The 21930-nt window shown below is 64.8% G+C and carries 25 protein-coding genes; 15 read left to right on the top strand and 10 right to left on the bottom strand.

Annotated elements, in window-relative coordinates:
- Positions 1-123: 123 nt before the first annotated feature.
- The 8 genes from gap to FPV16_RS08640 all read left to right on the top strand — a co-directional run bounded on the left by gap (position 124) and on the right by FPV16_RS08640 (position 9555).
- Complete coding sequence (gap, locus tag FPV16_RS08675) at positions 124-1131, top strand: type I glyceraldehyde-3-phosphate dehydrogenase (RefSeq protein ID WP_027170834.1); 1008 nt, start codon at positions 124-126, stop codon at positions 1129-1131.
- An 85-nt stretch (positions 1132-1216) separates the two neighbouring features.
- Entirely contained in the window at positions 1217-1741 is a 525-nt protein-coding gene (locus tag FPV16_RS08670) for a hypothetical protein (protein WP_227437822.1), read from the top strand.
- A 29-nt stretch (positions 1742-1770) separates the two neighbouring features.
- Positions 1771-2973, top strand: a complete 1203-nt coding sequence (locus FPV16_RS08665; protein ID WP_227437821.1) for a phosphoglycerate kinase — start codon at positions 1771-1773, stop codon at positions 2971-2973.
- A gap of 290 nt (positions 2974-3263) precedes the next feature.
- Complete coding sequence (gene fba, locus FPV16_RS08660; protein WP_018042049.1) at positions 3264-4334, top strand: class II fructose-bisphosphate aldolase; 1071 nt, start codon at positions 3264-3266, stop codon at positions 4332-4334.
- A gap of 118 nt (positions 4335-4452) precedes the next feature.
- The gene (locus FPV16_RS08655) at positions 4453-5112 is read left to right on the top strand and encodes a thiamine phosphate synthase (RefSeq protein ID WP_227437820.1); all 660 of its coding nucleotides are present in this window, start codon (positions 4453-4455) and stop codon (positions 5110-5112) included.
- Entirely contained in the window at positions 5109-6158 is a 1050-nt protein-coding gene (locus FPV16_RS08650) for a tetratricopeptide repeat protein (protein ID WP_227437819.1), read from the top strand. Before FPV16_RS08655 ends, FPV16_RS08650 begins: the two co-directional genes overlap by 4 nt.
- Before the next feature lie 278 nt (positions 6159-6436).
- Positions 6437-7231: an inositol monophosphatase family protein gene (locus tag FPV16_RS08645; RefSeq protein WP_227437818.1), complete on the top strand. Its 795-nt coding sequence runs from the start codon at positions 6437-6439 to the stop codon at positions 7229-7231.
- A gap of 734 nt (positions 7232-7965) precedes the next feature.
- A complete protein-coding gene (locus tag FPV16_RS08640; protein ID WP_227437817.1) occupies positions 7966-9555 on the top strand; it encodes a calcium-binding protein in 1590 nt (529 codons plus the stop codon).
- Positions 9556-9754: 199 nt separating this feature from the next.
- Here FPV16_RS08640 and FPV16_RS08635 read toward each other — a convergent pair whose 3' ends face one another.
- A complete protein-coding gene (locus FPV16_RS08635; protein ID WP_227437816.1) occupies positions 9755-9982 on the bottom strand; it encodes a type II toxin-antitoxin system RelE/ParE family toxin in 228 nt (75 codons plus the stop codon).
- 86 nt (positions 9983-10068) lie between these two features.
- On the bottom strand, positions 10069-10203 hold the full coding sequence (locus FPV16_RS26065) for a hypothetical protein (RefSeq protein ID WP_264483758.1): 135 nt from the start codon (positions 10201-10203) through the stop codon (positions 10069-10071).
- A 190-nt stretch (positions 10204-10393) separates the two neighbouring features.
- On the opposite strand from FPV16_RS26065, the gene FPV16_RS08630 reads away from it, so the two are divergent.
- On the top strand, positions 10394-10939 hold the full coding sequence (locus tag FPV16_RS08630) for an adenine phosphoribosyltransferase (RefSeq protein ID WP_027170828.1): 546 nt from the start codon (positions 10394-10396) through the stop codon (positions 10937-10939).
- Between the two features lie 149 nt (positions 10940-11088).
- On the opposite strand, the gene purQ is transcribed toward FPV16_RS08630, so the two are convergent.
- From purQ to FPV16_RS08605, 5 genes are all read right to left on the bottom strand, one after another.
- Positions 11089-11769, bottom strand: coding sequence for a phosphoribosylformylglycinamidine synthase subunit PurQ (gene purQ, locus FPV16_RS08625; RefSeq protein WP_227437815.1), 681 nt, complete (start codon positions 11767-11769; stop codon positions 11089-11091).
- Entirely contained in the window at positions 11769-12008 is a 240-nt protein-coding gene (gene purS / locus FPV16_RS08620) for a phosphoribosylformylglycinamidine synthase subunit PurS (RefSeq protein WP_227437814.1), read from the bottom strand. Before purS ends, purQ begins: the two co-directional genes overlap by 1 nt.
- 149 nt (positions 12009-12157) lie before the next feature.
- Complete coding sequence (locus FPV16_RS08615; RefSeq protein WP_027170825.1) at positions 12158-12397, bottom strand: hypothetical protein; 240 nt, start codon at positions 12395-12397, stop codon at positions 12158-12160.
- A 114-nt stretch (positions 12398-12511) separates the two neighbouring features.
- Positions 12512-13114, bottom strand: coding sequence for an ActR/PrrA/RegA family redox response regulator transcription factor (locus tag FPV16_RS08610; RefSeq protein WP_227437813.1), 603 nt, complete (start codon positions 13112-13114; stop codon positions 12512-12514).
- Positions 13115-13154: 40 nt separating this feature from the next.
- Entirely contained in the window at positions 13155-14540 is a 1386-nt protein-coding gene (locus FPV16_RS08605; RefSeq protein ID WP_227437812.1) for an ActS/PrrB/RegB family redox-sensitive histidine kinase, read from the bottom strand.
- Between the two features lie 228 nt (positions 14541-14768).
- Between FPV16_RS08605 and FPV16_RS08600 the strand changes: the two genes are divergently transcribed.
- Positions 14769-16037, top strand: a complete 1269-nt coding sequence (locus tag FPV16_RS08600) for a polyhydroxyalkanoate depolymerase (RefSeq protein ID WP_227437811.1) — start codon at positions 14769-14771, stop codon at positions 16035-16037.
- Positions 16038-16119: 82 nt separating this feature from the next.
- Complete coding sequence (locus tag FPV16_RS08595) at positions 16120-16854, top strand: M48 family metallopeptidase (RefSeq protein WP_227437810.1); 735 nt, start codon at positions 16120-16122, stop codon at positions 16852-16854.
- Positions 16855-16900: 46 nt separating this feature from the next.
- Here the strand turns inward: FPV16_RS08595 and FPV16_RS08590 are convergent, their stop codons facing one another.
- Positions 16901-17278, bottom strand: coding sequence for a hypothetical protein (locus FPV16_RS08590; protein ID WP_227437809.1), 378 nt, complete (start codon positions 17276-17278; stop codon positions 16901-16903).
- A 275-nt stretch (positions 17279-17553) separates the two neighbouring features.
- On the opposite strand from FPV16_RS08590, the gene FPV16_RS08585 reads away from it, so the two are divergent.
- Together FPV16_RS08585 and FPV16_RS08580 are read left to right on the top strand one after the other, a co-directional pair.
- Positions 17554-18033 carry an invasion associated locus B family protein gene (locus FPV16_RS08585; protein ID WP_227437808.1) on the top strand — a complete coding sequence of 160 codons (480 nt, stop codon included), beginning with the start codon at positions 17554-17556 and terminating at the stop codon, positions 18031-18033.
- Positions 18034-18113: 80 nt separating this feature from the next.
- Complete coding sequence (locus FPV16_RS08580; RefSeq protein WP_227437807.1) at positions 18114-18728, top strand: hypothetical protein; 615 nt, start codon at positions 18114-18116, stop codon at positions 18726-18728.
- A 90-nt stretch (positions 18729-18818) separates the two neighbouring features.
- On the opposite strand, the gene purC is transcribed toward FPV16_RS08580, so the two are convergent.
- Positions 18819-19613 (bottom strand): phosphoribosylaminoimidazolesuccinocarboxamide synthase, encoded by a 795-nt coding sequence (purC, locus tag FPV16_RS08575; protein ID WP_026175628.1) that lies wholly within the window; start codon positions 19611-19613, stop codon positions 18819-18821.
- 207 nt (positions 19614-19820) lie between these two features.
- Positions 19821-20600, bottom strand: a complete 780-nt coding sequence (gene nth, locus FPV16_RS08570) for an endonuclease III (protein ID WP_227437806.1) — start codon at positions 20598-20600, stop codon at positions 19821-19823.
- A gap of 47 nt (positions 20601-20647) precedes the next feature.
- Here nth and FPV16_RS08565 point away from each other — a divergent pair, with 47 nt between their 5' ends.
- Both FPV16_RS08565 and FPV16_RS08560 read left to right on the top strand, forming a co-directional pair.
- The gene (locus tag FPV16_RS08565; protein ID WP_227437805.1) at positions 20648-21157 is read left to right on the top strand and encodes a DUF2244 domain-containing protein; all 510 of its coding nucleotides are present in this window, start codon (positions 20648-20650) and stop codon (positions 21155-21157) included.
- A gap of 3 nt (positions 21158-21160) precedes the next feature.
- Positions 21161-21661 (top strand): DUF3016 domain-containing protein, encoded by a 501-nt coding sequence (locus tag FPV16_RS08560; RefSeq protein ID WP_227437804.1) that lies wholly within the window; start codon positions 21161-21163, stop codon positions 21659-21661.
- The last annotated feature ends 269 nt before the right edge of the window (positions 21662-21930 follow it).

Raw genomic sequence — 21930 nt, 5'->3', positions numbered from 1 at the left:
GTTCAACGGTGCACATGACACAGCGACGCCGAATGGCGGCTCCGCCCCTCCGGTCCGCTGTCTCGCTCTTGCTGCTTACGGGTTCCGCTAGGTCGGTGCCCGGTACATAGAAGGATTCACGCCGTGTCGGTGAAGGTTGCCATCAACGGGTTCGGACGCATCGGCCGCAACATCCTGCGCGCCATCCACGAATCCGGCCGCAAGGATATCGAGGTCGTCGCGATCAACGATCTCGGCCCCGTCGAGACCAATGCCCACCTGCTGCGCTTCGACTCGATCCACGGCCGCTTCAACGCCAAGGTCGAAGTGGACGGTGAGTTCATCGTCGTCGACGGTCAGCGCATTAAGGTCACCGCCGTGCGCAACCCGGCCGAGCTGCCGCACCGCGAACTCGGCGTCGACATCGCCCTGGAATGCACCGGCATCTTCACTTCGAAGGACAAGGCCAAGGCCCATCTCGACGCCGGCGCCAAGCGCGTCATCGTCTCGGCCCCCGCCGACGGTGCCGACCTGACCGTGGTCTACGGCGTCAACCACGACAAGCTGACCGCCGACCACCTCGTCATCTCGAACGCTTCCTGCACCACCAACTGCCTCGTGCCGGTGGCCAAGGTGCTCAACGATCTCGTCGGGATCGAGCGCGGCTTCATGACGACGATCCATTCCTACACCAACGACCAGCCCTCGCTGGACCAGATGCACAAGGACCTCTACCGGTCCCGCGCCGCCGCCCTGTCGATGATCCCGACCTCCACGGGCGCGGCCAAGGCCGTCGGCCTCGTCCTGCCGGAACTGAAGGGCAAGCTCGACGGAACCTCGATCCGCGTGCCGACCCCCAACGTCTCGGCCGTCGATCTCGTGTTCACCGCCAAGCGTCAGACCTCCGTCGAGGAGATCAACAACGCGATCCGCGCCGCGGCCGACGGTCCGCTGAAGGGCGTGCTGGCCTATACCGACCAGCCCAACGTCTCCATCGACTTCAACCACGATCCCCACTCGTCCACCTTCCACCTCGACCAGACCAAGGTGATGGACGGCACGTTCGTGCGTATCCTCTCCTGGTACGACAACGAATGGGGCTTCTCGAACCGCATGGCGGACACCGCCGTGGCGATGGGAAAGCTGCTCTGAGAGCAGCGCTTCCGGGCGGCCCGCGGGCCGCCCGGGATGCCTCGTGAACGACACCCTTTGATCGACCAGCAATGGTGCGTCCGACATGACCGAGCCTTCGCCGACCCCGTCGACCGGAACCAGCTTCATCCCGGGCGCCAAGAATTCTCAGAGTATGACTTCCGAGAGAACCGCGCTCGCGGGTGCGGCGCCGTCGCCGGTGCCCGAGACCCAGGCGATCGCCAACCAGCAGGCGGCGCCGCCGCTCGTGGTCGGCAAGGCCGAGCCCTTGGCTCAATCCGCGCCCGCCCCATCGTCGCCCGGCGCCGATCAGCTCGCCCGCATCGAGGACAAGTGCGCGCGGATCGAGGACAAGTACGCCCGCTCCGAGGCCCTGCTCTCCCGCGTTGAGGAGAAGATCGAGGGGGCGACCGCCCGCATGGGCGAGGCGGCGCGCCAGTCCGACCTCGCCGCCCTGCGCAGCGAAGTCCGCGCCGTCGCCGACCGCACGCGTCGGCTGCCCGGCTCCGGGGCCCTGGTGCTGACGGCGGTCATCACCGCCGTGCTCACCGTGGTGCTGACCATCGCCGCCCAGCGCTTCCATCTCGACGGGCTCATCACCCCGCGCTGATATTTCTCTCGACGACTCTGAAGGCCAGGATGACCGCTTTCCGCACCCTCGACGATGCCGGCTCCCTCCAGGGCAAGCGCGTGCTGCTCCGCGTCGACCTGAACGTGCCGATGGAGGGGGAGCGCGTCACCGACGCCACCCGCATCGAGAGGATCGTCCCGACGATCCGTGAGATCGCCGATGGCGGCGGCCGCGTGGTGCTGCTGGCGCATTTCGGCCGCCCCAAGGGCAAGCCGGTGGCGGCTGATTCGCTGAAACAAGTGGTCGCCGCCCTGTCCGACCGTCTCGGCCGTCCGGTCGCCTTTGCCGAGGATTGCATCGGCGCGGCCGCGTCCTCGGCCGTCTCGACGCTGAAGGACGGCGACGTCCTCCTCCTTGAGAACACCCGCTTTCACGCGGGCGAGGAGAAGAACGAAGCCGGTTTCGTGGCGGCCCTCGCTGCCAACGGCGACGTCTTCGTCAACGAGGCCTTTTCCGCCGCTCATCGCGCCCATGCCTCGACCGAGGGCCTCGCCCATGTGCTGCCGGCCTATGCCGGCCGGCTGATGCAGGCGGAGCTCGACGCGCTCACCAAGGGACTGGAGGCGCCGAACCGCCCGGTCATCGCCCTCGTCGGCGGCGCCAAGGTTTCCTCAAAGATCGACCTCCTGCAGAACCTCGTCGCCAAGGTCGACATGCTCGTCATCGGCGGCGGTATGGCCAACACCTTCCTGCATGCGCAGGGGAAAGCCGTGGGCAAGTCCCTGTGCGAGAAGGATCTCGCCGAGACGGCGCTCCGCATCCTCGATGCCGCTGCGGCCGTCAAGTGCCGCATCATCCTGCCCGTCGATGCGGTCGTCGCCGCCGAGTTCAAGGCCAACGCGGTGCATGAGACGGTGGGCATCGATGCCGTGTCGGAGACCGGCATGATCCTCGATGCCGGCCCGGCCTCGGTCGCCGAGATCGACGCCGCCATCGACGAGGCTGCCACCTTGGTCTGGAACGGACCGCTCGGCGCCTTCGAGCTGACACCCTTCGATGCCGCGACGGTGGCGGCGGCGCGCCACGCGGCCGAGTGCACCAAGGCCGGTAAGCTCGTTTCTGTGGCCGGCGGCGGCGACACGGTGGCCGCCCTCAACCATGCCGGCGTTGCCGACGATTTTTCCTACGTATCCACCGCCGGCGGCGCGTTCCTCGAATGGCTGGAAGGCAAGGTCCTACCCGGCGTCGAGGCCCTGCGCGTCAAGGAGTAATTGGTTCCATCGTCCATCCCATCACCTCATCCTGAGGCGACCGCGGCAGCGGGCCTCGAAGGAGGGCTCCGGCATCCTCCACGCGAACTGAAGGGCTCCTCCGAGGCCTTCGCTCCGCTTCGTCACCTCGGGATGAGGGATTTGGCTTGGATTTCGGGCCGATGACGCACGGTTCTGTGGCCGAAGGCTCCGGGATGGAGTTGCGACGGGCTCGGTAAGGTCCGACAAGGCAGACATATTTCAGTGGATGGCGGCCCGACGGGTCGAAGCCATCGTTTGAGGAGACACCAATGGCACGCATCACCCTGAGGCAGCTCCTGGATCACGCCGCCGAATACGAATACGGCGTCCCGGCCTTCAACCTGAACAACATGGAGCAGGGCCTCGCCATCATGGCGGCGGCCGATGCCACCGATTCGCCGGTGATCCTGCAGGCGAGCAAGGGCGCGCGCGCCTATGCCAACGACGTGGTGCTGGCCAAGCTGATCGACGGCCTCGTGGAGATCTACCCCCACATCCCCGTCTGCATGCATCTCGACCACGGCAACAACGAAGCCACCTGCGCCACGGCGATCCAGTACGGCTTCACCTCGGTGATGATGGACGGCTCCCTGAAGGCCGACGGCAAGACCCCGGCAGATTACGCCTACAACGTCGAGATCACTGGCAACGTCACCCGCATGGCCCATTGGGCCGGCGTCTCGGTGGAGGGCGAGCTCGGCGTGCTCGGCTCGCTGGAGAGCGGCCAGGGCGAGGCCGAGGACGGCCACGGCGCCGAGGGCGTGCTCAGCCACGACCAGCTCCTTACTGACCCGGAAGAGGCGGTGAAGTTCGTCACCGCCACCAAGGTCGATGCGCTCGCCGTCGCCATGGGCACCAGCCACGGCGCCTACAAGTTCACCCGCCAGCCCGATGGCGACGTGCTCGCCATGAACGTGATCGAGGAGATCCACCGCCGCCTGCCGACGACCCACCTCGTCATGCACGGCTCCTCCTCGGTGCCGCAGGACCTGCAGGACATCATCAATTCCTACGGCGGCCAGATGAAGCCGACCTGGGGTGTGCCGGTGGCCGAGATCCAGCGCGGCATCAAGCACGGCGTGCGCAAGATCAACATCGACACCGACAACCGCATGGCCATGACCGGTCAGATCCGGAAGGTGCTCACCGAGAACCCGGCCGAGTTCGATCCGCGCAAGTACCTGAAGCCCGCCATGGACGCGATGACGAAGCTCTGTCGCCAGCGTTTCGAGGAATTCGGCACCGCCGGCCAGGGCTCCAAGATCCGCCCGATCTCGGTCTCCGAGATGGCCAAGCGCTACGCCAACGGCTCCCTCGACCCGAAGATCGGCGCCGCCTGAGCCCCGGCTTCATGGCTCCGGATCGGATCCGGAACCATGCGTGACGTGGTGATCTCGCATCGTCTGTCCCCGAGACGCGGAGCCCGCGTCTCGGGATCATGCTGTTAGGACGAGAAGAATGGCCGAACCCCGCACCCGCCTCGCCCTTTTGTCCCCCCACAGGGTCGAGGCCCATCAGGCCGACGCCCTCGCCGAGGCGCTGAATGCCGCCTGCGCGGCGGGGGACGTGGCGGCCGTGATCCTGCGCCTCGCACCGGCGGACGAGCGCAGCCTCGTCAACCTCGTCAAGCGTCTGGCCCCGGCGGCGCAGGCCACCGGCGCCGCCCTGGTCGTCACGGTGTCCGATTTCGCCGGTGACCTCGTCAGCGTCGCCGCCCGGGGCGGGGCGGACGGCGTCCATGTGGACAAGCCGCGCGATGGGGCTCTGAAGGATGTCCGCGATCGCCTCGACGACGGCCGTATCCTCGGGGCCGGTGGCTACGAGCAGAAACACGCGGCCATGGAGGCGGGCGAGGCCGGCGTCGATTACGTGATGTTCGGCGGCCTTTACGCCGATGGGATCGCGCCCGATGCCGACACCGTGCGCGAGCGCGCGGAATGGTGGGTCGAGATCTTCGAGACACCGTGCATCGCCGTCGCCCATGACCTCGCGCAGGTGGAAGGACTCCTGGCGACGGGTGCCGAATTCCTCGGGCTCGAGAGCGCCCTCTGGATGGTGGAGGGAGCCGATCTCGCCGCCATCCAGGCGTTGGTCTCGGCCTCGGAGGCCGATACGTGAGGCGCGTCCGCCGGGCCGCCCTCGGCCTCGCTCTGGCCGGGGGGGCGGCGTTGTCAGCCCGTGCCGAGGCGCCGAAGGTGATGCCGACCGATCCGGCCGTGCCCCAATCCCTGACGGCTCGTCCCAAGGAGATGCTGAAGGGGCAGATGCGGGACCTGCCGACCCCGTATTCCATCGGCGCGGTCGGCGCGGTGCCGCCACGGTCGAAGACCGAGCCCGATATCGCCTTCGGCGCCTACCAGCGCGGCCAATACACCACCGCCTTCCGCGAGGCGACGAAGCGGATTGCCGCCGACAACAAGGACGCCGCGGCGATGACGCTGCTCGGCGAGCTCTACAACCAGGGCCTCGGGGTCAAGCAGGATCCGGTGAAGGCGGCCGAATGGTATCGCCTGGCCGCCAACCAGGGCGACACCCACGCCATGGCCTCCCTCGGCCTGATGTCGATCGATGGCCGTGGCGGCACGAAGGACCCGAAAACCGGGCGCCGCTGGCTCGAACAGGCCTCCGCCAAGGGCGACACCACGGCCGCCTACAACCTCGCCCTGATCCTGATCGGGACGGGAACCGAGCCGGACGAAGCCAAGGCCGCCGAGTTGTTCCGCAAGGCGGCGGAGGGCGAGATCGGCCCTGCCCAGCACGATCTCGGCGTGCTCTACCTCCAGGGGAGGGGGGTGCCGAAGGATCCCAAACAGGCGGCCGAGTGGTTCCGGCGCGCCGCCGATAACGGTGATCTCGCCGGCGAGGTCGAGTTCGCGATCCTGCTGTTCAACGGCATCGGCGTCGAGAAGGACGAGGGCCGCGCGGCCCGCTATTTCCTGCACGCCGCATCGCGGGGAAACGCCATCGCGCAGAATCGCGTGGCCATCCTCTATGCCCTCGGACGGGGGATGCAGAAGAACCTCGTGGAGGCAGCGGCCTGGAACCTCGCCGCCGCCGCCCAGGGACGCTCCGACCCCAAGCTCGACGAGACCCTTGCCGGTCTCAGCGCCGAGGAGCGCGGCCGGGCCGAGCGTCTGGCCGAGGCCCGGATGAAGGTGGAGTGATACCAGTAGACGATGGGGCGACCTGATCGTCTACTGCCCGCGCGACCGCGCGACCGCGCGGCGGCGGCCGTGCGCCGAACGCACTGATTTCGGCCATTGGTCGGGATCAGTGCCTCTTGGTAACAAGACCCGCGCGCCGCTTGCCGCGGACGATGCGGCATCCATGGGCGCCTGCGCGCGTTTCTCCTCTGCCCCGCATCGGCGAGGGGTGAGGCGGGCGGCAAACATGCTATGGCCGCGCAAGACCGTTCTTTGAATCGACCCGGACCTTTGCATCGATGATCAGCTCACCCCTCATGACCGTCATGGTCGACGCCGTCCGCAAGGCCGCCCGTGGCCTCAAGCGCGACTATGGCGAGATCGAGAACCTCCAGGTTTCGCGTAAAGGTCCCGGCAACTTCGTTTCCGCCGCCGACCGTAAGGCTGAGGAGGTGCTGCGCGACGCCCTGATGAAGGCGCGCCCGGGCTACGGCCTGATTCTCGAGGAATCCGGGAATATCGAAGGGCAGGACAAGAGCCATACCTGGCATGTCGACCCCCTCGACGGCACCACCAACTTTCTCCACGGCATCCCGCATTTCGCGATCTCGGTGGGTCTCGAACGCGAGGGCCAGATCGTCGCCGGCGTCATCTACGATCCGGCCAAGGACGAACTGTTCGTGGCCGAGCGCGGCAAGGGTGCCTATCTCAACAACCGCCGCCTGCGCGTCTCCGGCCGGACCGACCTCGCCGACGCCCTCGTCGCCTATGGCTCGCCCTATCTCGGCCGCGGCGACCATCCGAAGCTTCTGCGCGAGGTCGCGGCGGTGATGGCTGTGACCGGCGGCTCCCGCCGCTTCGGCTCGGCCGCCCTCGATCTCGCCTATGTCGCCTGCGGCCGCTCGGACCTCTACTGGGAGCGTGACCTCCAGACCTGGGACATCGCGGCCGGCATCATCCTGGTGCGCGAGGCCGGCGGCTTCGTCACCAGTGCCGATGGCGGCGCGGAGCCCCTGGCCGCCCGCTCGGTGGCCGCCGGCAACGAGAGCCTGCACGACGACCTCGTGAAGCTCCTGCGCCGCGCCAACGCTTGAAGGCGCGAAGCCGGGCCTGGGTCATGTGCTCGGGCGCCGGGCTCCATGTCGGACTTTTAGGATGACGACCGCGTCTCCTGTCGGTTTGCGTTAGCAAGCCAACGATTCTCCTGCCTTAGTGCCTGCTCGGGATCATTTTAAGGTCTGGCAGAGTTTTCGGGTCATGAGCCTGACGGAAGCCCAGTGGAGGAATGCCCGGGCGTTTCGAGTGTGGCAGTACCGGCCCTCGGCGGTGCTTCAGTAAAGCTAACGATCGCTCGACGATCTGGCGCTTTGGCAGGACGGTAAAGCTTTTGGACGCCGTCGACGCGGCTTCTCGGACCGCTTCATGATCTCCCCCCTCGACCCTTCCGCAGGCGCGTCTCAAGCCTGCCTGGCAGCGCGGCACCTGATAGCAGCCGTCGGCGTGGTTGCATGGAAAACTGAAAAATACTCCTAGGATAAGTAATTTCGTTCTTTTTTATTAAGCAAAGAAAGTCTTTTTACTATAAAAACTCCATTAACTATTTTAGATTAGCTAATTAAAATTACGAATTATGAAATGTAATAATATTTATATTTATGTAATCAAAAATATAAATATACATAATAGTTTTTACTTATATTTCCGGTCTTACAATGCTTGATTGTGTCGAGTTGTGCTTCAACAGCAACAGCATGCGGATGGGCGCGTGATATGATCGCTGTTGCAGATTCGCTCAAAGTTCCACCGACCAATCCTAGTGAGGCAAATTATGGCCACCAAAGGTAATGATCTAATCATAGGAAGCAATCGTAACGACAAGCTCTTCGGGTTAGGCGGCGATGATATTATTAGAGGCGGGGAAGGGAATGATTTTTTAGTTGGGGGTGATGGATCTAATGAAATTTATGGCGGCAATGGAAATGATATCATTTTTGCGAATCTTGAGGGTAGGCTTCGCGCAAATCCAAGACTTTATATGGACCCTACAGATTGGGCGACCTCTGCGATTGAGGGAGGGGCAGGAAATGACATTATTGTTGGAGTCGGCGTTCTTAATGGTGGCGAAGGAGACGATATAATTTTTCTAGGGATCAGATCCGGGGAAACCGAAGGTAGCCTCAATGAAGTAGATTCGGGAACTGGTAACGATGTAATATTTAGCTTCGCAGGCCATGTTGAGGCGGGTTCTGGGGCAGATACTATTGTCTTCACTGGCTCCGGCACTGCCGACATCGGCCCTGGTTACGGCTATCCGGGAGACGGCGATCTTGATCGCGTTATTATCAACGGCAATCCCACGGGTATTATTGGATTAACCGGAATAGATGAAGGTGATATTATAGAGTTTTCTGGAGTTTCTGGAATAAAAAAGTTATCTGATCTCGATGGTCGGATTGAATATATTGATGATGGAATTGTTATATATATTAGCAGAGACATAATTATTAGTATTAGTAATACTTGGGGTAATCGGCCAAAATTCGTATTCAATAAAACGGATACAGGAGAAATGCTCAATGAAATTCAAGAAAAAATCGATAATATTCGGGTTGAATCAGTGATTGGCACAGAAAAAGACAACGTATTACGAGCTAAGATGCCAGAATTGGATTATAAAATATCTGGCAAAGGTGGGAATGATAGAATTTACGGCTCTAACGGGAATGATGTGCTAGACGGCGGAGCCGGAGAAGACATGATGTCTGGTGGGAAAGGCAATGATTTATTTATTGTAGATAATATTAATGATATTATAATTGAAAAATTATCTGGCGGATCTGATGAGCTGCGAGCATCTGTCAGTTATCAATTAGGCACGACGGCCCTCGTCGAAATAATCCGAACGACCGACATTAAAAGTAAATCTACCATCGACTTTATAGGCAATGAATTTTCACAGACAATAGAAGGCAATTCCGGAAAAAACTTAATTCATGGTAAGGACGGTAACGATGTTCTTCTTGGAGACGCAGGGAATGATCGTTTGTTTGGCGGTGGAGGTAACGACAAATTGAGCGGCGGCAACGGCAATGATACGTTTTTCTTCGACACGGTCCTAGACGCTCGAAGCAACACCGATATCATCATTGATTTTACTAAGAACGCCAATCAAAAAGATGTCATTTCATTGGAAAACGAAATTTTCACGGGGCTTTCGAAGACTGGAAAGTTATTTTCCAGTGCATTCAAAGATTTAAGTGCTGCTGATATCGATAAGAGCGATAGAATTATTTACGATCACGACAGAGGTGCTTTGTATTATGATCAGGACGGGGCGGGTGTTAAATTTGAGATGATTAAATTTGCTGATTTAGATAACAGAGCATCGATTAGTGCAAGTGATTTTCTGATAGTATGAATGAGTGGGCGGGGCCTTAAAAAGGAACGAGGCCCCGCTCTGCCAATTTTGGCTTTGCTAGTGGAGCATCGTCCGCGAGCCGGTGGCTATACAGGACGTCACCGAACCCCCAGAGGTACGCCGAGCCCTGGCGGTTATCGACTTCAATACGATCTTTGGGCTTTCAAAGTGTCGCAGGTTTAAGATGCAAAACCGGCGACTACTTTTGCGAAACCTGATTTGAGATAAAATAAGGCTTGCAAGGCGTTGCGAAACGGCGCACGCGCTTCGGCAGACGCCGCCCCATTTCGGGATAGCGGGCGACGAGGTCGAACGCATCCTCGATCGTCCTGCCGACGCTCCGCGCGGCAGCGGGATGACGTTCATGGATGTGTTCGGCGATCTCTCGCAGCCTCCGCATGGCGGTTGCGGAGACGAGGAGCTTCACCGTTCGAAGCTCCGAAAAGCCGCCGATACCTCCTCTGCCGAAGCGTATTCACCGCGTTCGATCTCCGCCATGGCGTCCAGTACGTCCTAGAGATGGTCCGGGTCGATATCGTCGGCGCCGCCGATCTCCGTCATGCTGATGATGGCCTGCGCGATCGTGTCCTGATCGGCGGGTGGCATTCGCCGGACCGCCTCGACCGCCTTCTCCAGCAGATCCGTCATGGTTTACCTCGCTCGCGCATAATAGGCCGTTCCGACCGGCTACGAGAAGGGGGTGACGAGGGCGGGGAACACCATCCACGATTGCGCCACGCGGCGCCGGGGTCGGCGACCGGGCAAGCATGCCCCTCTGGTCCCGGGGCACCGCATCTGATCTAAGCCGCCACACAATTTGCTGAAGAAAGCCGCCCGCATGGAAGCCCGCCGCCACTCCGCGCTAAAAGATTCGATCCGTTCGATTCCGGATTACCCGAAGCCCGGAATCGTCTTTCGCGATATCACCACGCTGCTCAGCGACCCGCGCGCCTTCCGCCGGGCGGTGGATTCCCTGGTCCACCCCTTCGCGGGCGGCCGGATCGATCAGGTGGCGGGCATCGAGGCGCGGGGCTTCATCCTCGGCGGCGCGGTGGCGCACCAGCTCTCATCGGGCTTCGTGCCGATCCGCAAGAAGGGCAAGTTGCCCCACAAGACCGTCTCCATCGCCTACGCGCTGGAATACGGCACCGACGAGATGGAAATCCACGTGGATGCCATCAAGCCGGGCGACAAGGTGCTGCTGGTGGACGATCTCATCGCCACCGGCGGCACCGCCTGCGCGGCGGTGAACCTGCTCCGCCAGATCGGCGCCGAGGTGGTGGCGGCCTGCTTCGTCATCGACCTGCCCGAGATCGGCGGGGCCCAGAAGCTGCGCGACCTCGACGTGCCGGTCCGGACGCTGATGGAATTCGACGGGCATTGAGGGCGCAAAGCTTCCTTCTCCCCCTGCGGGAGAAGGTAGCCCGCGCCGGCGGGTCGGATGAGGGGAGCGCCGTCGTCCGGAGCGGTCTTCCCCTCTACAGTCTGCTCCGTAGGTACCCTCTCCCGCAAAGGAGAGAGGGTCTTTGCGCGTTACGCCGCGAGACTCTCGAACAATCCGCGCCCGTCGACCCCGCCGATGAGACCTTCGACGAAGTTCTCCGGGTGGGGCATCATCCCGAGCACGTTGAGGTTTTCGCTGTAGATGCCGGCGATGGAGTTCAGCGAGCCGTTCCGGTTGGCATGCACGGTCAGGTCGCCCGAGGCGTCGGAATAGCGGAAGGCCACGCGGCCGTCGCCTTCGAGGCGGGCGACCGTCTCGGCGTCGGCGAAGTAATTGCCCTCGCCATGCGCCACGCAGACGTCGATCACCTGTCCCTTGGCATAGGACGAGGTGAAGCGGGTGTCGGCGCGCTCCACCCGGAGCAGCTGCCGGTGGCAGATGAAGCGCCGGTCGACGTTGCGCATCAGCACGCCCGGCAGGAGGCCGGATTCGCACAGGATCTGGAAGCCGTTGCAGATGCCGAGCACCAGGCCGCCGCGGGCGGCGTGGTCGCGGACGGCATCCATGGCGGCGGCGCGCCCGGCGATGGCGCCGCAGCGGAGATAGTCGCCGTAGGAGAAGCCGCCCGGAAGCACCGCGAGATCGGTGCCGGCCGGCAGCGCCGTCTCGGTGTGCCAGACCTTGACCACCTCCGCGCCGGCGAGGCGCAAGGCGCGGGCGACGTCGCCGTCGCGGTTGGAGCCGGGGAAGACGACGATCGCGGCGCGCATCAGACGATCTCGATCTCGTAATTCTCGACCACGGTGTTCGCGAGCAGCTTCTCGCAGGCGCTCTTCAGCGTCGCTTCGGCGCTGGCCGGGTCGGTGTCGGCGATCTCGATGTCGAACACCTTGCCCTGGCGGACACCTTCGATGCCGGAGATGCCGAAGGAGGAGAGGGCGGATTCGATCGCCTTGCCCTGCGGGTCGAGCACGCCGGTCTTCAGGGTGACGATGATGCGGGCTTTCATTGTCTCGGACTCGGTGCTGTGGCTCGGCCTGTCAGGCGATAGTCGGGAAATGCCGACCATGCAACGCGGCGACCCCATCGCGGCGGGGATGTGTCCCCGCCCGTTCCGCCTTCGTCAGGCGCAAGAGCAATTCAGAATGATATCCCGAATCAGCGACGGGCGGCCGGCGCGGCGTCGCGGATCGGCTCGATGCTCACCGCCCGACGCCAGAGCTGGAGCATGATCCAGGCGGCGATCGAACTGAACAGGACCATGAGGACATGGCCCACGGTGTCGCCGAGATCGAACAGGCCGGCGAGCGCCCAGCCGGCGGCGATGGCGACGGCGAAGACTTCGGTGCCCACCAGCACCATCATGCTGACGATCGTGATCAGGTTGCGCGTGTTCACGGGGATGCTTCTCCGTCGGCCCCGGTGCAGCGATTGCGGCGGGCGGCCGGAGCTTTACAGCGCCAGTCCGGTTCCGTGCAACATCGCGCCGCCGGGGTCGTCGTCAGGGGCGTGTCAGCGCGGCGCGCGCTTTGCGAGGATGCGCTGGAGCGTGCGCCGGTGCATGTTGAGACGACGCGCCGTCTCCGAGACGTTGCGGCTGCACAATTCGTACACCCGCTGGATATGCTCCCACCGCACCCGATCCGCCGACATCGGGTTCTCCGGCGGGTCGGCCCGCTCGCCCGGCTGCGCCATCAGCGTGCCGTGGATCTCGTCGGCATCGGCGGGCTTGGCGAGGTAATCGAACGCGCCGAGCTTCACGGCGGTGACGGCGGTGGCGATGTTGCCGTAGCCGGTGAGGATGACGCCCCGTGCCTCGGGCCGCTTCTCCTTCAGCCGGGCGATCACGTCGAGGCCGTTGCCATCACCGAGGCGCATGTCGATGACCGCGAAGGCCGGTGCGCGGGTCTCCACCAGCGACACGCCTTCCGCCACGCTCTCGGCCACCTGGACCTCGTAGCCGCGCGCTTCCATCGCCCGCGCCAGGCGGGTGGAGAACGGCCGGTCGTCGTCAACGATCAACAGCGTGCGGTCGGCATAGGCCGCCAGCGGGTCGGATTCCGACGTCTGCAGCGCATCGGCAGCAAGCCCCGGACTTACACTCTGCGTCAGCATCCGACGCTCCTCCATTTTCCAAAACCGAGTTGTTGGCAACTTATATAGGCGCCGGACTGCGTTCGGTCAGGGGCACCTCGGTGTTGAATTCCGTGCCGCGCCGGGGAAGCGTGTCCCGCTCGAAGATGTGGCGCGCCCAGGATACGCGGACCACCGCTCCGGTTGCTTGGTGGCCCGAAACGTTGGAGAGCGTAAGCTGCGCGCCGGAGCGTTCGATCAGCGTCTTTGCGATGAACAGACCGAGGCCGAGGCCGGCGCCGACGCTGTTTCCGCCGCGCGTTTTATCGGGGCTGCGGGTGGTGACGTAGGGCTCGCCCGCCCGCAGCAGGATCTCGCTGGAGAAGCCGGGGCCGTCGTCGCTGATCTCGAGGGAAACCCGCTCGGCGGTCCAGCGCGCCTCGATGACGACGCGGCTGGTGGCGAAGTCCACGGCGTTATCGACGATGTTGGCGAGGCCGAACAGCACTCCCGGATTGCGCCGGCACGCCGGCTCGATGCCGTCGCCCCGACTGGTGACGTCGAGTGCGATGCCCATGGCGCGCTGGGGCGCCACCAGCTCCTCCACGAGATGGCTCAGGGTCACGGTCTGGAGGATGCCGGCTTCGTCTCCGTCGAGGGACGTCAGCTTCGACAGGATGCCGCGGCAGCGGTCGACCTGGTCGCGCAGGAGGTCGAGGTCGTCCTTCACGGCGGGCGAGGCCGTCGGGGCGAGCTGGCGGGTGAGTTCCTTGGTGACGAGCATGATCGTACCCAGCGGCGTGCCGAGTTCATGCGCCGCCGCCGCCGCCAGCCCGTCGAGCTGCGACAGGTGCTGCTCGCGTGCCAGCACGAGTTCCGTGGCCGCGAGGGCCTGGGCGAGCTGCCGGGTCTCGTCGGCGACCTTCCAGGCATAGACCCCGGTGAAGGCGGTGCCGAGGAGGATCGCCGTCCACACCCCCGAGACGTAGAGGAACGGGAGTTCGAGCCGCCCGTCCGCGAACCACGGCAGCGGCCGGTGGATCAGGGCCAGCATGGTCGCGAGCCCCACCGCCAGGAGCCCCAGGGCCAGGGTCCGCTCCGGGGGCAGGGCCGTGGCCGAGATCAGCACCGGGGCGAGGAAGAGCAGCGAGAACGGATTCTGCAGGCCGCCGGTGAGGAAGAGGAGGGCGGCGAGCTGGATGATGTCGAAGGCGAGGAGCAGGGCCGCCGAATCATCGCTGAGGCGGTAGCTCGCGGGAAACCGGATCCGCAGGGCGAGGTTCAGCCAGGACGACGCCGCGATGACGAGGAAGCACCAGCCGAAGGGCAGGGGCAGGCCGAGGCCGAACTGCGCGCCGACGACAGCCGCGCTCTGCCCGGTGATCGCGAGCCAGCGCAGGCGCACGAACGTGTCGAGCCGGAGATGCCGGGCATCGCGAACGAAGCCATTGGTGCTCATGTCGATCATGTCCGCTCAACGATAGTGCTCGGCGGCTCGGAATCCATGCTTCGCCCGCCGATTGCGCCTATCCTTGCGCACTCCGCATCCTTTCGTGTGTCCGCATTTCGTGGTTTCGCCTTGCGCATATTTGTCGTGCGCGACGTCTGGAGCCGAACGTTTCCGGAGGCGCGGCGTTTTCTACCGCGTTCGATCGCCCGGAATGGCGAAGCGCGGGACGACAGGGGAGGGGCGGATATGAGCTTGGCCTACACCTGGTACGAGTTCGGCCGCATGATGACGGCGCCGGCGCGCCTCGCGGCGGACATGGTCAAGCACAGCCTGCAGAATCCCGCCAATCCGCTCGCCTACTCGCCTTATGCGAAGTCCATGGCCGCGGCCTGCGAGATGTTCGAGCGCGGAACCCGGCGCTACGCCAAGCCGGCCTTCGGCTTCACCGGAACCTGGATCGACGGATTGAGGGTGCCGGTCAGCGAACGGGTGGTGTGGGAGAAGCCGTTCTGCCGGGTCGTGACCTTCGACCGCTCTTTCGCGCGCGGTCCCTCCGAGCCGCAGCCCAAGCTCCTAATCGTGGCGCCGATGTCGGGCCACTATGCCACGCTCCTGCGCGGCACCGTGGAGGCGATGCTCCCCAATCATCAGGTCTTCATCACCGATTGGGCCGATGCGCGCCTTGTGCCGATCACCGACGGGCGGTTCGATCTCGACACCTATATCGATTACCTGAAGGAGATCTTCGTCGCCCTCGGTCCGGACCTGCACGTCATGGCCGTGTGCCAGCCGGCCGTGCCGGTTCTGGCCACGGTGGCATTGATGGAGGCGCAGGGCACGGCGCCGGTGCCGCGCTCGATGACCCTGATGGGCGGCCCCATCGATACCCGTCGCTCGCCGACCGCCGTGAATTGTCTGGCGCAAGAGCGCGGCACCGCATGGTTCGAGCGGAATTGCATCACCATCGTCCCGCTGGCGTATCCCGGCGCTCTGCGCAGCGTCTATCCGGGCTTCTTCCAGCTCGGCGGCTTCATGGCGATGAATCTCGATCGCCACGTCAACGCCCATACCGAGATGTTCGACCATCTCGTCACCGGCGACGGCGATTCCGCCGAGAAGCACCGGGAATTCTACGACGAGTATCTCGCGGTGATGGATCTCACGGCGGAATTTTACCTGCAGACGATCAAGACCGTCTTCGTCGACCACGCCCTGCCCAAGGGCGAGATGCGCCATCGCGGCGAGCGGGTGGACCTCTCCGCGATCCGGAGCTGCGCGATCCTCGCCATCGAGGGCGAGAACGACGACATTTCCGGCGTCGGTCAGACCAAGGCCTCCCTCGACCTGACCCCGAACCTGCCGCCCGAGCGCAAGGCCTATCACCTGCAGGAGCGCGTCGGCCATTACGGGGTGTTCAACGGCTCGCGCTATCGCACGGTCATCGCCCCGCGGATCGCCTCCTTCATCCGCGAGATGCAGGCTTTGCCGGCTCTGGAGCAACGCCCGGCGGCGTAGTGCGGAATCGGACCCCGCGAAAGTTCTGGACGTGACTCCTGCGCCGATGGCGGCGGCGGTAGGCTGCCGCTAAGCTGGTCTCATGAGAGTCGCCCTGCTGCGTGGGTCCGATCCCGACCATATCGATATCCTGCACGAGGGCGTGAAGCTCCGCGTCGCCCTGCGCCGCCGCCCGGCGGCCCGCAGGCTGACCCTGCGCGTATCGAGCGCCACCGGCGAGGTGGTGATGACCCTGCCCGCCCGCACGTCCCTGGCGGTCGCCCGCACCTTCGCGGTCAGCCATGGCGGCTGGATCGCCATGCGGCTCGCCAAGGTTCCGGATCGCGTGGCGTTCGAGGCGGGGGCCGAACTCCCCCTGCGCGGTGTCGGGCATCGCATCGTCCACCGGAGCGAGCGCGGCGGCGTGACCCTGGTGACGGAAGAGGAGGGCGGGCCGGTCCTCTCCGTGGCGTGCGAGGCGCCCCACCTGCCGCGCCGGGTCAGGGACTTCCTGGAGCGGGAGGTCCGCAAGGATCTCGCCCAGGCGGTGTCGGTCTATACGAGCAAGCTGGGTCAGGGCCCGAAACGGATCACCATCCGCGATACTCGCTCGCGCTGGGGCTCTTGCACCGCGCGCGGCGAGCTGAACTTCTCCTGGCGCCTGATCCTCGCGCCGCCCCTGGTGCTCGATTACCTCGTGGCGCACGAGATGGCGCATCTGCGCGAGATGAACCATTCCCAGCGGTTCTGGTCGCTGGTGGAATCCCTGTGCCCGCATGTGGACGAGGCGGAGCGCTGGCTCAAGCGCAACGGCGCCAGCCTCCACCGCTACGGCTGAGGCAGGGGCCGGGTTTTTCCGCCTTAGCCGCGTGCGCGCAGGACCTTTAGCCGCGTGCGCGCAGGACCCGGTCCCGCGCTACCCGCTCGGCCGGCCAGGTCGGACGGGCGTCCACATCGCCGGGCCGCATCGTGCGGGGCGCGACGCTGTCGCAGACCTCGCGCTGGCGCAGGATCGTCGGGTTGCCGAACTCGTCGAGGCGGCGGACATATCCGCCATCGCGGCAGAAACCGGCGATCTCGGCCGAATTGGAATTGACCCGGCCCCCCGGCATGCGCCGGATCGGCCGGTGTTCGACCACGAGCGGTCCGTCGCGGTTGAGCGACCGCTCGACATAGGTGGTCTCGCCGACGGGCAGGGACTGAGCCGAGGCGGGAGCGATCCCGGCGAGGATCAGGAACGCGGCGGTAGCAGGATATCGCATGGGCTCGATCCGTTGGCGCATGGGGCTTTACTCCCTGAACTAGGGCGTCATGCGGGGTAACGATAGTCCGTGAGGGTAAACTAGTGGTCACGCTTGACACAGAATAGCCGCGCATGGTCGGAACACCGCGGGTTTCATCGGGTACCCCTGGCCATGAGGGGTGAGGCGAGAGGGATCGGCGCGTGGGTTTTCGAGCAAGGCTGGGGCGTGCGAGGCGGGTCGCCGAGGATCGGGCAACCTCTCTCGGGCGTTCGGCGCGGATCGGTCTGGTCTGCATGGCGGCACTCGTCGGCGCGGGGCTCGCCGGCGGCGGGCGCGCCGAGGCGCAGGGCATGGTGCGCAACACGTTCGGGGACTGGCAGCTCCGCTGCGAGACGCCGGCCGGGGCGAAGGCCGAGCAATGCGCCCTGGTGCAATACCTCGCCGCCGAGGACCGGCCCAACCTCACCCTCGTCGTCATCGTCCTCAAGACGGCGGACAATCGCGGCTACCTGCTGCGCGTGGTGGCGCCGCTGGGCGTTCTGCTGCCCTCCGGCCTCGGCCTGAAGATCGACAAGACCGATGTCGGCCGGGCCGGGTTCGTGCGCTGCCTCACCACCGGCTGCGTCGCCGAGGTGGTCATGGACGACAACCTCGTCAAGCAGTTCAGCGCCGGGGTGCAGGCCACGTTCATCGTGTTCCAGACTCCGGAGGAGGGGGTCGGCATCCCCCTCTCGATGAAGGGCTTCGGCGACGGGTTCTCCAGCTTGAAATAGGCCTGTTCCGGCGCCCCGCGCCGGAGGTTCAGCGGGATCAAAGGATGCGGACACGCGCGATAACGGTCGGAATCGCCCTGATGGCGGGATTCCTTCCCTTGGCGGCCATGATGCCCCGGGCGGCCCTGGCCGAGGACGGCAACTGGTTCACCAACATGCTGAAATACGGCGGGACCACGGTTCCGCCGTCGCAGCCCGCCGATCTCGGCGAAGTCTACTGCCCCACGGTCGATGTCGCGGAGAACGGCGCCGCCCTGCGCAGCTACGGTGGCCGGGCCGACGACAATGCCAGCTTGCGCAGCCAGATCACCCTCGGGCGTCTCGCCCGCGAATGCGTGCGCTTGGCCGATGGCTCGGTGAGCGTGAAGGTGGGCGTCGAGGGGCAGGTGCTGCTGGGACCCCAGGGACGGCCCGGGCGGTTCGAGGCCCCGGTCTATTTCACGATCAAGGCCGGCGACCAGACCATCGTCGCGCGGGCGCGCAAGGTGGCGGTGTCGATCGGACCGGGCGAGGCGCAGGGTCTGTTCTCGGTGATCGAGGAGAACCTCGTGGTGCCGCGCCCCTTGAGCGAGAGCTACGAGATCGGCGTCTCGCTGCACGGAGCGCCCGGCAAGGCCGCGGTGAAGCGCAAGCGCAAGCCCGCTCCGGCCAGTGCCGCCGCCCCCGCAGAGGCGGCCCCCGAGGCGTCGCAATAGCTTTCCGCCACGCGCTCCCGTCGTTAGCGCATGAAAAAGGGGCCACCGCTTGCGCGGGGCCCCTTTTTCATGTCGTCTTGGTGACGTCTTCTACTGAACCAGGCGCGGCCCGCCGGACTGGACCTTCTCATTCTCGGACATGATGCCGAGGCGCTTGGCCACTTCCGTGTAGGCTTCGATCAGGCCGCCGAGATCCTTGCGGAAGCGGTCCTTGTCGAGCTTGTCCTGGCTCTTGATGTCCCACAGGCGGCACGAATCCGGGGAGATCTCGTCGGCGACGACGATCCGCATCAGGTCGCCTTCCCAGAGCCGGCCGGTCTCGATCTTGAAGTCCACGAGACGGATGCCGACGCCGAGGAAGAGGCCCGACAGGAAATCGTTGACGCGGATGGCGAGCGCCATGATGTCGTCGATCTCCTGGGGGGTCGCCCAGCCGAAGGCGGTGATGTGCTCTTCCGACACCATCGGGTCGTTGAGCGCGTCGTTCTTGTAATAGAACTCGATGATCGAGCGCGGCAGCTGCGTGCCTTCCTCGAGGCCGAGGCGGGTGGCGAGCGAGCCGGCGGCGACGTTGCGCACCACCACTTCGAGGGGGATGATCTCGACTTCGCGGATCAGCTGCTCGCGCATGTTGAGGCGGCGGATGAAGTGGGTCGGCACGCCGATATCGTTGAGGTGCTGGAACACGAACTCGGAGATCCGGTTGTTCAGCACACCCTTGCCGTCGATGACCTCGTGCTTCTGCGCGTTGAAGGCGGTGGCATCATCCTTGAAGTGCTGGATGAGCGTTCCCGGCTCGGGTCCCTCGTACAGGACCTTCGCCTTGCCCTCGTAGATGCGACGGCGGCGGTTCATAGGCGTATACCGTGGTTTGAGGAAGTCCATGGGCCGTGACTCCTTCGGACAGTCGATGTGCGGAATCCGCGGCGTGGCGGTCTCGATGAGACCGGGCCGCGAGAACACATCGTTTGTCGAAAGCCTCGACGACCGTGGCGCAAACTACCCGAAGCGGGTTTGCAGTACAACGCACCCGCCCGCAGCCCGGCCGTGCGGGGCGAGTCGGATATGCATGACGGGGTAAGCGCCATTTCGTCAGGCCGCGACGGTCTTGTCCGGATAGCGGCAGAGATCGGCGATGAGGCAGGTCGGGCATTCGGGCTTGCGCGCCTTGCACACGTAGCGGCCGAACAGGATCAGCCAATGGTGGGCGTTCAGGCGGAACGGCTCCGGCACGATCGCCTCCAGCCCCGCCTGGACCTTGTCGGTCGTTGCCGCGACCACGAGGGGGATGCGGTTCGAGACCCGGAAGATATGGGTGTCGACGGCGATGGTGGGCACGCCGAACGCGACGTTCATCACCACGCTCGCGGTCTTGGTGCCGACACCCGGCAGGATCTCGAGATGCTCGCGCGAGGCCGGGACCTGCCCGTCATGCTGCTCCAGCAGGATGCGGGACAGGGCGATGACGTTCTTCGCCTTGGTGTTGAACAGGCCGATGGTGCGGATGAAGTCGCGGACCCGCTCCTCTCCCACGTCCAGCATTGCGGCCGGCGTATCGGCGATGGCGAAGAGGGGCGCGGTGGCGAGGTTCACGCTCCTGTCGGTGGCCTGGGCCGACAGCACCACCGCGACGAGCAGCGTGAACGGATTGAGATAGTCGAGTTCCGCCCTCGGCTCCGGGTTGGCGGAACGCAATCGCGAAAAGATCTCGGCGACCGTGGCGGCATCGACAGGGGAGGGGGCCGTCGCCACCCCGGCGACGAGGGGGGCGGCGATGGTCGCGTCGATCCTCGCTGCCCGGGGAGCCTTCGGAGCGGGCAATGTCGTCGCGGTCGCGGACTTCTTTGGGGGCTTCGACTGTCGGGTCTTCATCGGTGGGTTATATGTGGCCCCTGGAGAGCGGCAATATGGTTCGCGACATGATCCCATCCCATCCCGACGGGCTCGACCCGAACAGCATCGACGTCCCGGTTTTTCAGGCGACCATCCGTCCGCATCAGTCGCTGACCTATCGTGGCTTTCGCAACGTCATGATCGGCTGCGGTGCTGTCTCGCTGGTGACCTCGATTGCCTGTGTCCAGGCGGGGTTCTGGCCGGTGGCGGGCTTTTTCGGCCTCGATATGATCGCCCTCTACGTGGCGTTGACGACAAGCCTGAAGCGTGGGGGCTCCTTCGAGGAGGTCATGATCTCGCCGCTCGAGGTTTCGCTCGCCCGCGTGACCCATCTTGGCGAGCGGCGCGAATGGCGCTTCAATCCCCTGTGGACGAAACTGACCAGGGTCGAGGACGAGGAATACGGGCTCCAGACCCTGACCCTGGTCTCGCGCCGGGAATTCGTGGTGGTGGCCCGCGATGCATCGCCCCCCGTCCGCGAGCGGATCGCCGAGGGACTGACGCGGGCCCTGGCGGATGTGAAGAGGGGGTACTGAGCTGTGCGCGCGTCGCTCCTGCAACTCGCCTTCGCCCTCGTGGGTTTTGCCGGCTCCGCGATCGCTGCGCCGGGCGGATCGGTGGAGATACGCTTCATCGAGCCCGGCCGTTACGTCGACGCCAACAACCGGTTCAGTTCCGGCATCGGACCCGAGGCGACACTGGCCGAGCTACGCCGGTTGATGGAGCAGGCGGCGTCACCCTTCCTTGCCCCGGGCGAGCGTCTGGTGGTCGATGTCTTGGATGTGGATCTGGCCGGTTTCCCCAATCCGGGCGCCAATCTTCCCTACGGCCTGCGGGTCGTCACCGACGCGACCCCGCCGTCCTTTCGCCTGCGCTACACGCTGCTGAACCAGCGGGGGCAGCGTATTGCGTCGAACGAGGAGCGGGTCAGCGATATCAACTTCCTGTTCGGTGCCCGCGCCGCGCAATCGGGCAGCTTTCCCTACGAACGCGAGGTTCTCCGGGAATGGGCAAAACGGCGCTTCGCGAACCGCCGCTGAGCGAACGCCTGACTGGGCCAATCGAGGGATGGTGCTGAATAGGGGACACCGCAGGGGAGGGGAGACGCCATGACGAGCCGGCTCGGGAAATCTCCATCCCTCGATTTTTGCGGTTGACGCCCGCTGAGCTGGTCCGTATATCCCTGTTCATCGGCGGCGGCCAGCGGGGACTTCGGTTCGGCGGGCGGTTGTTGTGTCTTCGGGACGATGATCGGATGGATGATCCGGCTGATTGGCTGGGTGATCGTCTGTTTTTGTTGTCCTGTGTG

Source organism: Methylobacterium sp. W2, from assembly GCF_020662345.1.
Taxonomy (GTDB): Bacteria; Pseudomonadota; Alphaproteobacteria; order Rhizobiales; family Beijerinckiaceae; genus Methylobacterium.
This window is presented reverse-complemented; position numbering and strand designations above follow the sequence as displayed.

Coding starts and splice junctions, on each gene's coding strand:
- nth (WP_227437806.1), bottom strand. CDS start 20,600: ATGAAGACCCGACAGTCGAAGCCCCCAAAGAAGTCCGCGACCGCGACG.
- purQ (WP_227437815.1), bottom strand. CDS start 11,769: ATGCGCGCCGCGATCGTCGTCTTCCCCGGCTCCAACCGCGACGGCGAC.
- FPV16_RS08565 (WP_227437805.1), top strand. CDS start 20,648: ATGATCCCATCCCATCCCGACGGGCTCGACCCGAACAGCATCGACGTC.
- purS (WP_227437814.1), bottom strand. CDS start 12,008: ATGAAAGCCCGCATCATCGTCACCCTGAAGACCGGCGTGCTCGACCCG.
- FPV16_RS08595 (WP_227437810.1), top strand. CDS start 16,120: ATGAGAGTCGCCCTGCTGCGTGGGTCCGATCCCGACCATATCGATATC.
- purC (WP_026175628.1), bottom strand. CDS start 19,613: ATGGACTTCCTCAAACCACGGTATACGCCTATGAACCGCCGCCGTCGC.
- FPV16_RS08600 (WP_227437811.1), top strand. CDS start 14,769: ATGAGCTTGGCCTACACCTGGTACGAGTTCGGCCGCATGATGACGGCG.
- FPV16_RS08610 (WP_227437813.1), bottom strand. CDS start 13,114: ATGCTGACGCAGAGTGTAAGTCCGGGGCTTGCTGCCGATGCGCTGCAG.
- FPV16_RS08640 (WP_227437817.1), top strand. CDS start 7,966: ATGGCCACCAAAGGTAATGATCTAATCATAGGAAGCAATCGTAACGAC.
- FPV16_RS08655 (WP_227437820.1), top strand. CDS start 4,453: ATGGCCGAACCCCGCACCCGCCTCGCCCTTTTGTCCCCCCACAGGGTC.
- FPV16_RS26065 (WP_264483758.1), bottom strand. CDS start 10,203: ATGACGGATCTGCTGGAGAAGGCGGTCGAGGCGGTCCGGCGAATGCCA.
- FPV16_RS08630 (WP_027170828.1), top strand. CDS start 10,394: ATGGAAGCCCGCCGCCACTCCGCGCTAAAAGATTCGATCCGTTCGATT.
- FPV16_RS08665 (WP_227437821.1), top strand. CDS start 1,771: ATGACCGCTTTCCGCACCCTCGACGATGCCGGCTCCCTCCAGGGCAAG.
- FPV16_RS08645 (WP_227437818.1), top strand. CDS start 6,437: ATGATCAGCTCACCCCTCATGACCGTCATGGTCGACGCCGTCCGCAAG.
- FPV16_RS08670 (WP_227437822.1), top strand. CDS start 1,217: ATGACCGAGCCTTCGCCGACCCCGTCGACCGGAACCAGCTTCATCCCG.
- fba (WP_018042049.1), top strand. CDS start 3,264: ATGGCACGCATCACCCTGAGGCAGCTCCTGGATCACGCCGCCGAATAC.
- FPV16_RS08580 (WP_227437807.1), top strand. CDS start 18,114: ATGGCGGGATTCCTTCCCTTGGCGGCCATGATGCCCCGGGCGGCCCTG.
- FPV16_RS08585 (WP_227437808.1), top strand. CDS start 17,554: ATGGCGGCACTCGTCGGCGCGGGGCTCGCCGGCGGCGGGCGCGCCGAG.
- FPV16_RS08605 (WP_227437812.1), bottom strand. CDS start 14,540: ATGATCGACATGAGCACCAATGGCTTCGTTCGCGATGCCCGGCATCTC.
- FPV16_RS08590 (WP_227437809.1), bottom strand. CDS start 17,278: ATGCGATATCCTGCTACCGCCGCGTTCCTGATCCTCGCCGGGATCGCT.